The organism is Rhizobium sp. CCGE 510, assembly GCF_000292525.1.
Classification (GTDB): Bacteria; Pseudomonadota; Alphaproteobacteria; order Rhizobiales; family Rhizobiaceae; genus Rhizobium.
Genome location: NZ_AEYF01000039.1, coordinates 168,198 through 183,533, shown reverse-complemented (window position 1 = coordinate 183,533; position 15,336 = coordinate 168,198). Strand labels below are relative to the sequence as shown.

General features: G+C 60.5%; 11 protein-coding genes and 1 pseudogene. 5 read left to right on the top strand and 7 right to left on the bottom strand.

The annotated features are described in order from the left end of the window. Positions 1-18: 18 nt before the first annotated feature. The 4 genes from hisC to RCCGE510_RS18125 all read right to left on the bottom strand — a co-directional run bounded on the left by hisC (position 19) and on the right by RCCGE510_RS18125 (position 4,478). A complete protein-coding gene (gene hisC / locus RCCGE510_RS18140; RefSeq protein ID WP_007632314.1) occupies positions 19-1,080 on the bottom strand; it encodes a histidinol-phosphate transaminase in 1,062 nt (353 codons plus the stop codon). A 16-nt stretch (positions 1,081-1,096) separates the two neighbouring features. Then, positions 1,097-2,347, bottom strand: a complete 1,251-nt coding sequence (gene ispG, locus RCCGE510_RS18135) for a flavodoxin-dependent (E)-4-hydroxy-3-methylbut-2-enyl-diphosphate synthase (RefSeq protein WP_007632311.1) — start codon at positions 2,345-2,347, stop codon at positions 1,097-1,099. A 96-nt stretch (positions 2,348-2,443) separates the two neighbouring features. Beyond that, on the bottom strand, positions 2,444-3,637 hold the full coding sequence (locus tag RCCGE510_RS18130) for an MFS transporter (RefSeq protein WP_007632309.1): 1,194 nt from the start codon (positions 3,635-3,637) through the stop codon (positions 2,444-2,446). A 64-nt stretch (positions 3,638-3,701) separates the two neighbouring features. After that, positions 3,702-4,478, bottom strand: a complete 777-nt coding sequence (locus tag RCCGE510_RS18125) for a DeoR/GlpR family DNA-binding transcription regulator (RefSeq protein WP_007632308.1) — start codon at positions 4,476-4,478, stop codon at positions 3,702-3,704. Between the two features lie 300 nt (positions 4,479-4,778). On the opposite strand from RCCGE510_RS18125, the gene RCCGE510_RS18120 reads away from it, so the two are divergent. From RCCGE510_RS18120 to RCCGE510_RS18110, 3 genes are all read left to right on the top strand, one after another. Next, positions 4,779-5,552, top strand: a complete 774-nt coding sequence (locus RCCGE510_RS18120) for an amino acid ABC transporter substrate-binding protein (protein WP_007632307.1) — start codon at positions 4,779-4,781, stop codon at positions 5,550-5,552. A gap of 204 nt (positions 5,553-5,756) precedes the next feature. Continuing rightward, a complete protein-coding gene (locus tag RCCGE510_RS18115; protein WP_007632305.1) occupies positions 5,757-6,437 on the top strand; it encodes an amino acid ABC transporter permease in 681 nt (226 codons plus the stop codon). Further along, a complete protein-coding gene (locus RCCGE510_RS18110) occupies positions 6,434-7,195 on the top strand; it encodes an amino acid ABC transporter ATP-binding protein (RefSeq protein ID WP_007632299.1) in 762 nt (253 codons plus the stop codon). The genes RCCGE510_RS18115 and RCCGE510_RS18110 overlap by 4 nt, the downstream gene beginning before the upstream one ends. Before the next feature lie 44 nt (positions 7,196-7,239). Here the strand turns inward: RCCGE510_RS18110 and RCCGE510_RS18105 are convergent, their stop codons facing one another. The 3 genes from RCCGE510_RS18105 to RCCGE510_RS18095 form a co-directional block, all read right to left on the bottom strand. Continuing rightward, complete coding sequence (locus tag RCCGE510_RS18105) at positions 7,240-7,812, bottom strand: NAD(P)H-dependent oxidoreductase (protein WP_007632297.1); 573 nt, start codon at positions 7,810-7,812, stop codon at positions 7,240-7,242. A gap of 197 nt (positions 7,813-8,009) precedes the next feature. Continuing rightward, positions 8,010-11,474 (bottom strand): pyruvate carboxylase, encoded by a 3,465-nt coding sequence (pyc, locus tag RCCGE510_RS18100; RefSeq protein ID WP_007632292.1) that lies wholly within the window; start codon positions 11,472-11,474, stop codon positions 8,010-8,012. 217 nt (positions 11,475-11,691) lie between these two features. Then, a complete protein-coding gene (locus RCCGE510_RS18095; protein ID WP_007632291.1) occupies positions 11,692-12,447 on the bottom strand; it encodes a LuxR family transcriptional regulator in 756 nt (251 codons plus the stop codon). Positions 12,448-12,767: 320 nt separating this feature from the next. Here RCCGE510_RS18095 and RCCGE510_RS18090 point away from each other — a divergent pair, with 320 nt between their 5' ends. Both RCCGE510_RS18090 and RCCGE510_RS35625 read left to right on the top strand, forming a co-directional pair. Then, complete coding sequence (locus RCCGE510_RS18090) at positions 12,768-14,531, top strand: glucan ABC transporter ATP-binding protein/ permease (RefSeq protein WP_007632290.1); 1,764 nt, start codon at positions 12,768-12,770, stop codon at positions 14,529-14,531. A 430-nt stretch (positions 14,532-14,961) separates the two neighbouring features. Further along, a pseudogene (locus RCCGE510_RS35625) lies at positions 14,962-15,313 on the top strand (VOC family protein). The last annotated feature ends 23 nt before the right edge of the window (positions 15,314-15,336 follow it).

Here is a 15,336-nt window from a genome sequence, read left to right as displayed (position 1 = left end):
GAATAACCCTGACAGACTCTAGGCTGCCAATATTTCCTTGAGAGCGGAAACCAGACGGGCGCATTCCTCGTCCGTGCCGATGCTGATACGCAGAAACTCCGAAATTCGCGGCTTGGCGAAATGCCGGACGAGAACACCGCGCTCCCGCAGAGCCGCTTGAAGCGCAGCACCTGACCGGCTTTCATGCTTTGCAAACACGAAATTCGCTTGAGACGGCAGCACTTCGAAATCCAGCGCTTCGAGTTCCCTGATGAGACGGTCCCGGCTGGCAATAAGCTTGTTCCGGCCTGTCTCGAACCACGCCTCGTCCCTGATTGCTGCCGTCGCGGCGACCTGCGCCAGGCGATCGAGCGGATAGGAATTGAAGCTGTCCTTGACGCGCTCCAGCGCTTCGATCAGCGGCCGCTGCCCCAGCGCGAAGCCGACGCGCAGACCTGCAAGCGAGCGGGATTTCGACAAGGTCTGAACGATAAGTAGATTGGGATATTTGCAAATGAGCGGGATAGCGCTTTCACCGCCGAAATCGATATAGGCCTCGTCTACCACGACGACCGCATCCGGATGGGCGGCGATAAGCGCCTCGATGTCGGCAAGCGGCAGGCCGATGCCGGTCGGCGCATTCGGATTGGCGATGATGATCGCACCGCAAGGCCTGTCGTAATCCGCCAACTGGATCTGGAACTTGTCATCGACAAGGACTTCCACCGTCTCGACGCCATATAGCCGGCTATAGGTCGGATAGAAGCTGTAACTCACATCCGGATAAAGCAGCGGCAAATCGTGTTTCAGCAGCGCCTGAAACGCGTGGGCGAGAACCTCGTCAGAGCCGTTGCCGACGAAGACTTCTTCCGCCGTCAAACCGTGACGGGCAGCGATCGTCTGGCGCAATTCCATGGCCGCGGGGTCCGGATAGAGCCGCAGACGATCGTCCGCGGCTTGCCTGATCGCTTCAAGCGCCGTTGGAGACGGCCCATAGGGATTCTCATTGGTATTGAGCTTTACCAGGCCGGGAATACGGGGCTGCTCCCCTGCGACATAGGGCTGGAGCTTGCTGACGATTGGCGACCAGTACTGGCTCATCCGAACCTGCGGTCGCTCATTCCGCCGCCGTCCGCTGGCCGAAACGCTTCTCGATGTAGTCGACGACGAGCGCCTCGAAGTCGGCAGCAATATTGGGACCGCGCAGCGTCAAAGCCTTTCGGCCGTCGATGAAAACGGGGGCGGCCGGTGTCTCGCCGGTGCCCGGGAGCGAAATGCCGATATCGGCATGTTTGCTTTCGCCAGGCCCGTTGACGATGCAGCCCATGACGGCGACGTTCAGCGCCTCGACGCCAGGATATTTCTCGCGCCAGACCGGCATGTTCTTGCGGATGTCGTTTTGAATGTTCTGGGCAAGCTCCTGGAACACCGTCGACGTCGTGCGCCCACAGCCCGGACAGGCGGCAACGACGGGTATGAACTGCCGGAAGCCCATGACCTGCAGGATTTCCTGCGCCACCTGGACTTCGCGTGTGCGGTCGCCGTTCGGCTCGGGCGTCAGCGACACGCGGATCGTATCGCCGATGCCGTGCTGTAGCACGAAGCCCATCGCCGCCGCCGAGGCGACAATGCCCTTGGTGCCCATGCCGGCTTCGGTCAGACCGAGATGCAAAGCATGATTGGAGCGTTCGCCGAGCATGGAATTGACGGCGATCAGATCCTGGACCTGGCTGACCTTGGCCGACAGGATGATGCGGTTGCGGGGCAGGCCGATCTCTTCGGCAAGGGCTGCCGAAAGCAGCGCCGATTGCACGATCGCCTCGCGCGTCACCTGCCGGGCCGAAAGCGGCGAACCGGCTCTAGCATTCTCGTCCATCAGCGCCGTCAGCAGATCCTGATCGAGCGAGCCCCAGTTGACGCCGATGCGCACCGGCTTGTCGTAGCGGATCGCCATCTCGATGATCTCGGCGAACTGCTTGTCCTTCTTGTCCTTGAAGCCGACATTGCCGGGGTTGATGCGGTATTTCGCCAGCGCTGCGGCACAATCAGGATGATCGGCAAGCAGTTTATGGCCGATATAATGGAAGTCGCCGATCAATGGCACGTCCATGCCAAGCCGCAACAGCCGCTCGCGAATCCTCGGCACGGCGGCCGCACTCTCGTCACGGTCGACGGTGATGCGCACCAGCTCCGAGCCCGCCCGGTGGAGGGCAGCGACCTGGGCAACAGTCGAATCGATATCGGCCGTGTCGGTGTTCGTCATCGATTGCACGACGACCGGCGCCCCGCCGCCGACGATGACGCCGCCGACATCGACGGCAACGGACGCGCGGCGCGGTTTCGGATCAAAATCGGCAGTTGGAGACATTAAGTGTTCCTGGACCCCTGAAAACAGTGCCTTTCAGGTGGATCATGACCGCTTTCTTGTCAACCGCCTCTGATATCACTTTTGTTGGGAGGCGGCTTAGTGACCGCCCCCGGAGGCTCCATCGGCATAATGGGCCAGTTTCGAGAACGAGAGAACCACGAGCAGCAGCACCGGCAGCGCCATGAAGACCGCCGCAAAGCCGACATGCTCGGCGACGAAGCCGATCAAGGACGGCGCAACCAGCATGCCGGAATAGCCCATGGTGGTAACGACAGAGATGCCGATGCCGGGCTTGAGGCCGGGAATGTTGCCCGCCGCCGAGAAGGCGATCGGCACCATGTTGGAAATGCCGATGCCGCAAAGGGCAAAGCCTAGAATGGCGATCTCGGCATTGGGCGCCAAGCCGGCAAGCAGCATGCCGACGATGGCAAACAAAGTGCAGATCCGCAGCGTCTTGACGCCGCCCAGACGATCGCGCACCAGGTCGCCGGCAAAGCGCATGATTGCCATCGTCGCCGAAAAGGCTGCGAAACCCAGACCGGAAAGCGCCACCGACGCATCCATTTCCTGCCGAAGATAGAGCGCGCCCCAGTCCAAAACCGCACCTTCCGGCACCATGCTGAACAATGCCATCAATCCGAGCAGCCATGGCAGCGGCACCATCGGCAGTCTGGTCTTCTCCTTCTTGGTGTCCGGATGCGGCGCATCCGCTAGGATCATCGGCCATGCGATAGCCAGGAAGACTGCCGCCAGCACCGTTGCCAGCTCGGCATGACCGAGAATGCCGAGCTTTGAGATCACGACGCCGCCGAGGCCTGAGCCGATCAGCCCGCCAAGGCTCCAGAAAGCGTGACAGGACGACATGATGGAGCGGCGCATGGATTTCTCGACCGACACCGCATTGGCATTCATTGCCACATCCATGGCACCGATGAAGCCGCCGAACAGGAAGAGCGAGATTGCCGCGGTGATCACATTTGGCGCCAGCGTCAACGCCAGCAGTAGCGGCAGCACGCAGACGGCCAGAACCTGAACGACCATACGCGAGCCGTGTTTGGCGATCTGCGCCCCGGCGATCGGCATCATCACCAGCGAGCCGACGCCGAAGACGAGGATCATCAGCCCGAGCTCGAACTTGGAAAGCGCCAGCCGCTCGGCAAAATCCGGGATCTTCGGTGCCCAGCAGCCGACGACGAAGCCGTTCATGAGAAAGAGCAGGGAAACCGCCGCCCTGCTTTTCGTAACGAAGCCGCTCCGAGCTCCCGGCGGCGCATTCACATGACTGTCCATTTTCGGTCTTTCCTCATTGCCGGGCTTACCCGCGCCCGGTTTCCCTAAACTCTATGACAACCGCCTAGTTCGTTTTCTCGGCGATAACAGTTCTGCATCCGCGCTCGCGATAACCGGCGAGTATGGCCGGATCGGCATCGTGCTCGACGATCAGCCATTCGCAGTGGGCAACCGGCAGAATGCTATGCGGAGCAGCAGTGCCGAATTTCTCCGAGGTTGCGGCCACCAAGACTTTTCTGCTTCTCGACGCCGCATATCGCTTGAACTCGGCATCTTCGAAACCGAACACCGTGATCCCGGCCTCAAGATCGACGCCGCAGGCGCCGAGAATACAGAGATCGGGCGCAAGCTGTTCCATGTCCCGCAGAGCTTTGGCGCCGAGCGACCCCCCGGTCTGCCGATCCACCATTCCACCGATCAGGATGACGGTGACGGCAGGCTTGTCGATCAGCGCGGCGGCGATCGCCGGCGCATTCGTCGCAGCCGTCAGTGCAAGTTCTCCCGGCAATGCGTTGGCAATCGCCAGATTGGTGCTGCCGGCATCGAAGAATACAGTCGAACCGGCAGCAATCTGCTGTGCCGCAGCGCGCGCCAGTGCCTGTTTTCGGTCAGCGGCAAACCCCATCCGCTGCGTCAGGTTGCCGTGCGCCGGCGAGATCGGCAGTGCGCCGCCATAGACCCGCTCGCAGAGCCCTGCAGCGGCCATCTCCCGCAGATCGCGGCGCACCGTATCCTCGGAGACGCCGAATTCGAGTGCAAGTTCCGTCGCCAGCACGCGGCCGTTCAACCGCAGCCTGTCGGAAATCACGCCTTGGCGCTCGCGCAACAAAAAATCCTGCATGTTTTTACCGAGTCGAAATCGTTTGAAACCGAAAACGTGCATAAACGCTTACGATCATGCGCGCAATATGCAAAAACACACGTTTTCTGACGTGATGAAATAAAGCTTCACGACCAGAGCGAAAACCGACAGCCTGCTTGGCGGATGAGCCTGTTTCTTCAAGATTCACGGTTCAACCGGCCGCTTGAGAAAAATATTTGCAGTTGCTGCTTTTATTCGCAGTTTTTTACGCTTCCGGCGCCCTAATTTTCTGCGAACTATCCCTCATCCGATGACAACCTCCCAAGGATGGATAAAACAATGAACTGGTTGAAAACCGTCGCCGCCGCTGCCCTCATTCAGGCTGCTGCCCTCCTGCCTGCCCATGCCGGCGAAAACCTCGCCGCCATCAAATCGGCCGGTGTCTTCAAGATCGGTACCGAAGGCACTTACGCGCCCTTCACCTTTCATGACGAAAGCGGCAAGCTCGTCGGCTTCGACGTCGAGATCGGCGAAGCGATCGCCGCCAAACTCGGCGTCAAGGCCGAATTTGTCGAGGGCAAGTGGGACGGCCTGATCGCTGGCCTCGACGCCAAGCGCTACGACACCGTCATCAACCAAGTCGGCATCACCGAAGCCCGCAAGCAGAAATATGATTTCTCCGAACCCTATATCGCTTCCAAGGCCGTGCTGATCATCCGTGACGGCGACGACAGCATCAAGACTTTCGCCGATCTGAAAGGCAAGAAATCCGCTCAGTCGCTGACCAGCAATTTCGGCAAGATCGCAACCGAAGCCGGAGCCGAGCTCGTCGGCACCGATGGTTTCGATCAATCGATCCAGCTGGTGCTGTCCAAGCGCGCCGATGCCACGATCAACGACAGCCTCTCCTTCCTCGATTTCAAGAAGCACAAGCCGGACGCGCCGGTGAAGATCGCCGCCGAGCAGGAAAATGCCGATTATTCCGGCATCATCATTCGCAAGAACGAGCCCGAGCTTCTTGCCGAAATCAACAAGGCGCTTGCCGACATCAAGGCCGACGGCACTTACAAGAAGATCGCCGACAAGTATTTCGGCCAGGACGTCTCGAAGTAAGCTCCCTCAAGAAAAGGCCCCCTCTCCACAACGAGGAGGGGCCTCCGCAGCGGGCCACCTCATCTCAAAACAATCGTTACGGCCTGCAGCTCGGCTGTTATTTCCTGCGAAGTGAGAGGCCAGATAAGTCCCTCCCCCTTGTGGAGAGGTGTTGGGGAGGGGTATTCGAGATAACACCACCCAACTGACGAGAGGGAACGCGCCTTGCCGCACTGGCTCCAACTCATGGCGGATTCGCTGCCCTCGCTCCTCTGGGCGGGGCTGGTCTTCACCATTCCGCTGACGCTGCTGTCCTTCGTCTTCGGCCTGGCCCTCGGGCTCGCCACTGCAATCGCCCGGCTCTTCGGGCCGGCGCCGCTTTCTGCCGTCGCCCGCTTCTATGTCTGGGTCATCCGCGGCACGCCGCTGCTCGTTCAGCTCTTCGTCATCTTCTACGGCCTGCCGAGCCTCGGCATCCTGCTTGATGCCTTTCCGGCCGCCCTCATCGGCTTCACACTGAATATCGGCGCCTATAGTTCCGAGATCATCCGCGCGGTCATTTCCTCGGTGCCGAAGGGCCAGTGGGAAGCCGCCTATTCGATCGGCATGAGCTGGCGCCAGGCGATGAGCCGCACCATCCTGCCGCAGGCCGCCCGCGTCGCCGTGCCACCTCTGTCGAACACCTTCATCTCGCTGGTCAAGGACACCTCGCTTGCCGCCGCCATCACCGTGCCGGAGCTCTTCCAGGCGGCCCAGCGCATCGTCGCCACCACCTATGAGCCGCTGATCCTCTATATCGAGGCGGCGCTGATCTATCTCCTGCTGAGCTCCGTCCTCTCGCAGCTGCAGGTGCGGCTGGAGCGCCGCTTCGCGCGTTATGGCGGCATGCTGGAGGCCAATGCATGATCGAGCTTTCCAACATCGAAAAGCGCTTCGGCGACGCCGTCATCCTCAAGGACATCAGCATCCGCATTCCCGAAGGCAGCGTCACTGCGCTGGTCGGGCCTTCGGGCGGCGGTAAGAGCACGCTGCTGCGCTGCATCAACCTGCTCGAAATTCCCACAGCCGGTTCCATCCGCCTCGGAGAGGAAACGCTCGCTTTTGCGCCGGGCAAACGAACGAGCTGGCAGGCGATCCAGAAGATCCGCCGCCAGACCGGCATGGTCTTCCAGAACTTCCAGCTCTTCCCGCATCAGACCGCGATCGAGAATGTTATGGAAGGCCTGGTGACAGTACTGAAATGGCCGAGGGAAAGGGCGCGCGAGCGGGCGATGGAATTGCTGACCAAGGTCGGCATGACCCACAAGGTCGATGCATGGCCTTCGACGCTCTCGGGCGGTCAGCAGCAGCGTGTGGCGATCGCTCGCGCCTTGGCGCCGTCGCCGCGCGTGCTTCTGTGTGACGAGCCGACCTCGGCGCTCGATCCGGAGCTCTCGGCAGAAGTGGTCGATGTGCTGGGTCAGCTTGCCCGCGAAGGCACGACGATGGTGATGGCGACCCACGATCTCAGGCTTGCCTCGAAGATCGCCAACGACGTCGTCTTTCTGGAAGCCGGAAGCGTGGTGGAAACGGGTAGCGCCAAGGCGATCTTCACTGCGCCGGAGCGCGAACGCACCAAGCGTTTCATCTCGACGATCAACGCGGCCCATACCTACGACATATGAAGCAATGCCGGGATGCGACCATCCCGGCATTGCTGGAACTCCAATCAGGAGGCCGTGACGACGGCGCGCGCAGCCTTCAGCGCGTTGCCCCACCATGTCATCTGATCGAGCAGGTTCTTGGCAGCCTCGTTGAGATGGGCGTAATCGCCAAGGCTCTTGCCCTCCTTGAGAACGGCAAGATATTCGCTGAATGCGATGTGGACGCCGGTCTTGACGGAAGCAGCGCCCATTTCCACGAAAATCAGACGCAGCTGTTCGACCGCACGTGCGCCGCCGACGCCGCCGTAACCGACGAAACCGACCGGCTTCTGGATGAATTCGCCGAGATCGATGGCGTTTTTCAGCACGGCCGTCGGCGCATGGTTATACTCGGCGACGGTGAAAATGAAGCCGTCGAACCCGCGCAGCTTCTTCTTCCAGCGCTCGGCGGCGTCGCTTTCCGCCGTGGTGGCGCGCGCTTCGCCGAAGAAATGCATGGGATAGTCGATAAGATCGAGAACCTCGACTTCCAGATCGGAGCGCTGACCGACCAGCTCGGCAATCCACTTGGCCGGATGTTCGGCAAAACGGCCAATACGCGTGCTGCCGACAATGACGGCAATCTTCAACTTGCTCATGGAGATGTTTTCCTGATGGGTCTTGGGATGGTGGGAGCGCAAGTCTATGAGAAAGTCTCCTCGCCGGGCAAGGCGAGGAGACTGTCAACTCTTCGAAAAATCAGCTTTTCACAGCCCGATCCTACACAATCGGGTGATTGGCCGAAGATCGTTGGGCGGTAGAACAAGCCTTTCGGCAACGATCAGCCGCCCATTGCTCAAGCGCCATAGACGACGAGCAGGTCCTTGGCGTCGATCTGATCGCCGGCCTTGACGAGAATTTCGGAGATCGTTCCGTCCTTTTCCGCATGAAGCGCCGTTTCCATCTTCATCGCCTCGATGGAGACGAGCACGTCGCCGGCACTGACGGCCTGACCTGGAGAGACGAAGACACGGCTGATGACGCCCGGCATCGGCGCACCGACATGGACGGCATTGCCCGGCTCAGCCTTGCGGCGGACAGCTGCACCTGTTGCGCCATGGGCCCGGTCCGGCACCTTGATGCGGCGCGGCTGGCCATTGAGCTCGAAGAAGATGGTCACCATGCCCTGGCTGTCGGTGGCGCTCATCGCCTGGTTGACGATGACCAGCGTCTTGCCGCGTTCGATATCGGCAAACAGTTCCTCGCCATCCCCAAGCCCGTAGAAATAGGCCGGCGTCGGCAGTACCGAAACCGGGCCGTAGGTATCGGAGGCAAGCGCGAAGTCGGTAAACACTTTCGGATACATCAGATAGGAAGCGAATTCGAAATCGCTGACCTCACGTTCCAATTTCGTCTCGATGACCTTGCGCTCAGCATCGAGGTCGGCCTCCTTGAGCAATGAGCCGGGCCGCACAGTATAGGGCTTGTCGCCCTTCAGCGCCTTCTTCTGCAGCGCTTCCGGCCAGCCTGACGGCGGCTGACCGAGATCACCCTTCAGCATCGACACCACCGATTCCGGGAAGGAGACTTCCTTGTCGGCGCTGACGACATCGGCAACCGTCAAGTCTTGCGAGACCATCATCAGAGCCATGTCGCCGACCACCTTGGAGGACGGCGTCACCTTGACGATATCGCCGAACATCTGGTTGGCATCGGCATAGGCCTGCGCCACCCGATGCCAGCGGGTCTCGAGGCCGAGTGAGCGGGCCTGTTCCTTAAGGTTGGTGAACTGGCCGCCCGGCATTTCATGCAGATAGACTTCCGATGCCGGACCCTTGAGGTCGCTTTCGAAGGCGGCGTACTGGTGACGCGCCGCTTCCCAATAGAAGGAGACGCGGCGGATCCATTCCGGATCGAGGCCCGGATCGCGCTCCGTACCACGCAGCGCCTCGACGATCGAGCCGAGACAGGGCTGCGAGGTGTTGCCGGATAGCGCATCCATCGCCGCATCGACGGCATCGACGCCGGCATCGACAGCGGCAAGAACGGTCGCGGCCGCAATACCCGATGTATCATGCGTGTGGAAATGAATCGGCAGGCTGGTCGCTTCACGCAGCGCCTTGAACAGAACTTTTGCAGCTGCAGGCTTGAGGAGGCCGGCCATATCCTTGAGCGCGATGATATGCGCGCCGGCCTTTTCAAGCTCGACCGCAAGATCGGTATAGTATTTCAGATCGTATTTTGGACGGGCCGAGTTCAGGATATCGCCAGTATAGCAGATCGCCGCCTCGCAGAGCTTGTTCTCCTCGGCAATGGCATCCATCGACACCCGCATATTCTCGACCCAGTTCAGGCAGTCGAAGACGCGAAAGAGATCGATACCGCCCTTGGCTGCCTGGCGGACGAAATATTTGACGACATTGTCGGGGTAGTTGGTGTAGCCGACGCCGTTGGCGCCGCGCAAAAGCATCTGCAACAGAAGGTTCGGCGCGGCCTCGCGGATCAGCGCCAGGCGTTCCCACGGATCCTCCGTCAGAAAGCGCATCGAGACGTCGAAGGTGGCGCCACCCCAGCATTCGAGCGACAAAAGGTTGGGCAGCGCATGCGCATACGTGCCTGCGATGCGGGCGATATCATAGGTGCGCATGCGGGTGGCGAGCAATGACTGGTGGCCGTCGCGCATCGTCGTGTCGGTCAGAAGCACGCGTTTTTCATTGCGCATCCATTCGCCGAATTTCTTCGGGCCGAGCGTGTCGAGCAGTTGTTTCGTCCCGTCCTTGACCGTGTTGCCGTTGGCGTAGGGAACCACCGGCTGCGCAGCGTTATCAAGCGGCCGTGGCCTGTCCTTGGCCTCGGGATGGCCGTTGACGGTGACGTCGGCGAGATAGGTCAGGAGCTTCGTCGCGCGGTCCTGGCGCTTGACCTGCTGGAATAGCTCCGGCGTCGTGTCGATGAAGCGTGTGGTGTAGCTGTTGTCCCGGAACTTCGGATGGCCGATGATCGCTTCGAGGAAGGTCAGGTTGGTGGCGACGCCACGAATACGGAACTCGCGCAGCGCCCGGTCCATGCGGCTGATCGCTTCCGACGGGTTCGGCGCCCAGGCCGTGACCTTGACGAGCAGCGGATCGTAATAGCGGGTGATGATGGCGCCCGAATAGGAGGTGCCGCCGTCGAGACGGATGCCGAAACCCGACGCCGAGCGATAGGCGGTGATGCGGCCATAATCCGGAATGAAATTGTGCTCCGGATCCTCGGTGGTGATGCGGCATTGCAGCGCGTGACCGTTCAGGCGGATGTCAGCCTGAGCGGGAACGCCCGATTCCGTCGTACCGATCGCAAAACCGTCGAGAATGTGGATCTGAGCCTTGACGATGTCGATGCCGGTGACGACTTCGGTCACCGTGTGCTCCACCTGGATGCGCGGATTGACCTCGATGAAGTAGAATTTGCCGGTATCCACGTCCATCAGATATTCGACGGTGCCGGCGCCGATATAATTGGTCGCCGACGCGATCTTCAGCGAATAGGCGGCAAGCTCCTGGCGCTGCGCTTCCGAAAGGTAGGGCGCAGGCGCACGCTCGACGACCTTCTGGTTGCGGCGCTGGATCGAGCAGTCACGCTCGAACAGATGCACGACATTGCCGTGCGTATCGCCGAGAACCTGGCTTTCGACGTGGCGGGCGCGCTCGACGAGCTTTTCCAGATAGACCTCGTCCTTGCCGAAGGCGGCCATCGCCTCGCGTTTGGCCTCGGTCACTTCGCGGGCGAGATCCTTCGGATCGCGGATGGCGCGCATGCCGCGACCGCCGCCGCCCCAGGAAGCCTTCAGCATGACGGGATAGCCGATCTCCTTGGCCATCTCAGCCACTTCGGCCATGTCTTCCGGCAGCGGCCCGGTGGCCGGTACCACAGGCACGCCGACCGAGATCGCCAGGTTGCGCGCCGCGACCTTGTTACCGAGCTGGCGCATCGTATCGGCCTTCGGGCCGATGAAGATGATGCCGGCCTTGTAACAGGCATCGACGAATTCGGGGCTTTCCGACAGCAGGCCATAGCCTGGATGAATGGCATCGGCACCTGAGAGCTTGGCGACGCGGATCACCTCGTCGATCGACAGATAACTTTCGATCGGGCCCATGTCCTTGGCAAGATGCGGGCCGCGGCCGACCTGGTAGCTCTCGTCCGCCTTGAAGCGGTGCAGCGCCAGCTTGTCTTCCTCCGCCCAGATCGCCACGGTTTTTATTCCAAGCTCGTTGGCCGCGCGGAACACGCGAATGGCAATTTCGGAGCGGTTGGCAACGAGAATCTTGGAAATGGGCAAAACGGTCTCCTCAGACGTTCAGGCGCGGGCATGCTGCACCCGCGAAGGAAATTCTTAACTTCTTGTCACACGAAGTTCAATTTCTCTTGCGACTGCGAAATGCAATTTCTCGCCATTCTGAATGCCGACAATGTCAGGCCGGATCGGGCTGGATCTAAATTTCTATGCAAATCAAGGGAGTAGCGTGAAACCGATCATATTTTTTCGGCATCGTGCTTTAGCGTATCAGGCCATGACGAAAGGCAAGCGCCACCGCCTGCTGCCGGTTTTTCGCCTTCAGCTTGTTCTGCAAGCCGTTCATATACCAGTCGACGGTGTGGTTTGAGATCTTCAACATCTTGCTGATTTCCATCGATGTCATGCCTTCAGCGAGGTAATGCAGGATCTCCCTTTCGCGTCGCGTCAGCGGCGTCTCGGCCGACAGCGCGTTTTCCAGCGCCTGCGCCTCATCTTTCAGCTCGAGCAAGCGCCAGAAGCTTTTGCGCGCTACCGCCTCGAAAAGGGCGATCTCAACCGGCGACAGCTCGATCGGCTTGCCGGCGAGACTGAGGTTGCCGAGAATGCCGTTACGTCCGTGGATCGGAAAGATATAACCGTCTTCCAGTCCGTGACCGAAAGCATCGACCATCATCTGCTCCATGCGACGCCTCTGCGCATCGTTGCGGAAGGCTCCCAGGCTTTCCCGCCAGCGGAAAGGCCGCTGCGCATGGGCGAGGTAGCGCACCATCGGATCGATCAGCACATATTTTTTCGCGGTATAGATTTGCGGCCATTGTTGCGGCCAGCGGCCGGCAAGCGCCGCAGCCCAGGGTTCCGCATTCTGCTGCGCCGGGTTCTGCGGCAAATGGCGCAGCAGGCCGTAATATTCGAAGCCGCAATGTTGGATGACCTGCTCCAACTCGGTAACCACGGCCTGAGGATTTGAAATTTCTTCCAGAACGATAAGCAATTGAATTAACGAATTAATATTCACAAAATGCCCCTTGCCCGGACGTGATGCCCGCATCGAGGCCGTCGGCGGCTTTTCAAAATCGTCGCGAAACGGTCTTCTTCAAAAAATGCAGTCTCTAATTTAAGCTGCGCTAAACATTTATTAAAATGCAAGCGCAAATTGTTGCAGGGATATAACCGAGCAGCAAATTCAGCGCCATAGTCATCTCGTCGAATCCCACGATAATACGATCGGCTTAGTCGTCGTCTCGATGGACCCTGAATACTCCGTTAATCGCCGGTTCAGGTAACCTTTTGTAGCATCGCATCATCCCGCCTTCGCAGATGCACAAGAGGTTCGACGTGACGCTATTTAAGGTCTATGCAAGAGCTCTGCGCTATCTCAGCGCCTACAAGCTGCGCGTATCCCTGGTCGTGGTCGCAAACATCGTTCTGGCGACAATTACCATCGCGGAGCCGATCCTGTTCGGTCGCATTATCGATGCGATTTCGGGCAAGGGTGAGGTCAAGCCCATCCTTTTCATGTGGGCGACCTTCGCCGTTTTCAACACGGTTGCCTTCGTGCTGGTCGCCCGCGAGGCCGACAGGCTGGCCCATGGCCGGCGCGCGACGCTGTTGACGGAAGCCTTCGGCCGGATCATCTCCATGCCGCTTGGCTGGCACCATCAGCGCGGCACCTCAAACGCGCTGCATACATTGTTGCGCGCCTGCGAGACGCTGTTCGGCCTCTGGCTGGAATTCATGCGTAATCACCTGTCGACGGTTATCGCGCTTGCCCTTCTGATACCGACGGCAATGGCGATGGACATGCGTCTTTCCGCCGTACTCATGGTGCTCGCCATCGCCTACTGGCTGATCGGCCGTGTCGTCATGAGCCGGACCAAGGACGGACAAGCCTCCGTCGAGAACCACTACCACACCGTCTTTTCGCACGTCAGCGACTCGATCAGCAACGTTTCGGTCCTGCACAGCTACAATCGTATCGAAGCTGAAACCAGGGCGCTGAAATCCTTCGCCGACCGCCTGCTCGAAGCACAGTATCCGGTGCTCGACTGGTGGGCGATCGCCAGTGCGTTGAACCGCATGGCTTCGACCATCGCGATGATGGTGGTCCTGATCATCGGCACCATGCTCGTCCAGGCCGGCGAGTTGCGCGTCGGCGACGTCATCGCCTTCATCGGCTTCGCCAACCTGCTGATCGGCCGCCTCGACCTGATGCGCCAGTTCGCCACGCAGATTTTCGAAGCCCGTTCCAAGCTCGAGGAATTCTATGCGCTCGAAGACTCGGTGCGTGAACGCGAAGAACCGGCCGGCAATGGCGAGATCAAAGACGTCAAGGGTGCGATCGAATTCCGCGACGTCTCCTTCGGCTTCGGCAACAGCTCGCAGGGCCTGCACAATGTCTCCTTCTCGGTGAAGGCAGGCCAGACGGTCGCGATCGTCGGCCCGACCGGTGCCGGCAAGACGACGCTCGTCAACCTGCTGCAGCGCGTCTACGACGCCGAAGGCGGACAGATCCTCGTCGACGGCAACGACATCACCAAGGTGACCCGCAAGTCGCTGCGTCGCCATATCGCCACCGTCTTCCAGGATGCCGGCCTGCTGAACCGTTCGATCAGCGACAACATCCGCCTTGGCCGTGAAGGCGCCAGCGAAGAGGACATGCGCCGGGCGGCCGAAGCCGCCGCTGCTGCCGACTTCATCGAGACCCGTGAGGATCGCTACGATACGCATGTCGGCGAACGCGGCAACAAGCTCTCCGGCGGCGAGCGTCAGCGCATCGCCATCGCCCGCGCCATCCTCAAGGACGCGCCGATCCTGGTGCTCGACGAGGCGACCTCGGCGCTCGACGTCGAGACTGAAAACCGCGTCAAGGCCGCCATCGACAACCTGCGCCAGAACCGCACCACCTTCATCATCGCCCACCGCCTGTCGACGGTCCGCGAAGCCGATATGGTGCTCTTCCTCGACGACGGCCGCGTCGCCGAACAGGGCAGCTTCGACGAACTCAGCCACAGCAACGGCCGCTTCGCCGCCCTGCTGCGCGCCAGCGGTATCCTGACGGACGAAGAGGTCCGCAAGGCCCACACCACCGAAGCCGCCTGACCGGTTCGGGTTTCAAGACAAAGGCCGGAAGGGGAGCCCCTTCCGGCCTTTTTGTTTGGCTGGGTTAAGCGCCTTCATATGCCACGCTTTAGGACTTTGCTCTCTCCCGATGCGGCTGTGGACGAGATGCATTGGCAGTGTGCCGTGTGGCTACCCCCTCTGCCCTGCCGGGCATCTCCCCCACAAGGAGGGAGATTGGCTCCAGTGGTTGGCCCTCAATCCCTCTCTACTACGGTGCGGAACATCAGTTGGTCATTGTTTGGGGAAACCATCGCGCCCAGCAGATCTCCCTCCTTGTGGGGGAGATGCCCGGCAGGGCAGAGGGGGGTGCCACGCGCCGCCGCGTCGCCATTCCAAGCCAAACTCCGATTGACCACCCTGCCGATCTTCCTACCTTCCGCCTTGTCACCACGCATCGGAAGGAAAGCCCATGACCGTCCTGCGCATCGTTGTCAATATCCAGGCTCCTGACATCACGCCTGCCCGGCGCTTCTATCGGGATATCCTGGGTCTCAACGTCGTCATGGATCACAGGTGGATCACGACCTTCGGCGCCACGACACCGATGAATGTTCAGCTGAGTATCGCTAGCGAGGGCGGTTCCGGAACGCCGGTGCCAATCTTTCGATCGAAGTTGATGATCTCGATGCCGTGTTCGAGGCGGTGTCGGCTGCCGGTTTGCGATCGAGTATGGGCCGGCCGACGAGCCTTGGGGCGTCGGGCGCTTTTATGTGCGCGATCCGCTGGGCAAGCTGGTGAACATTCTCGTCCATAAAAATTGAGCCGGCGGCAATCGGCCACCGGC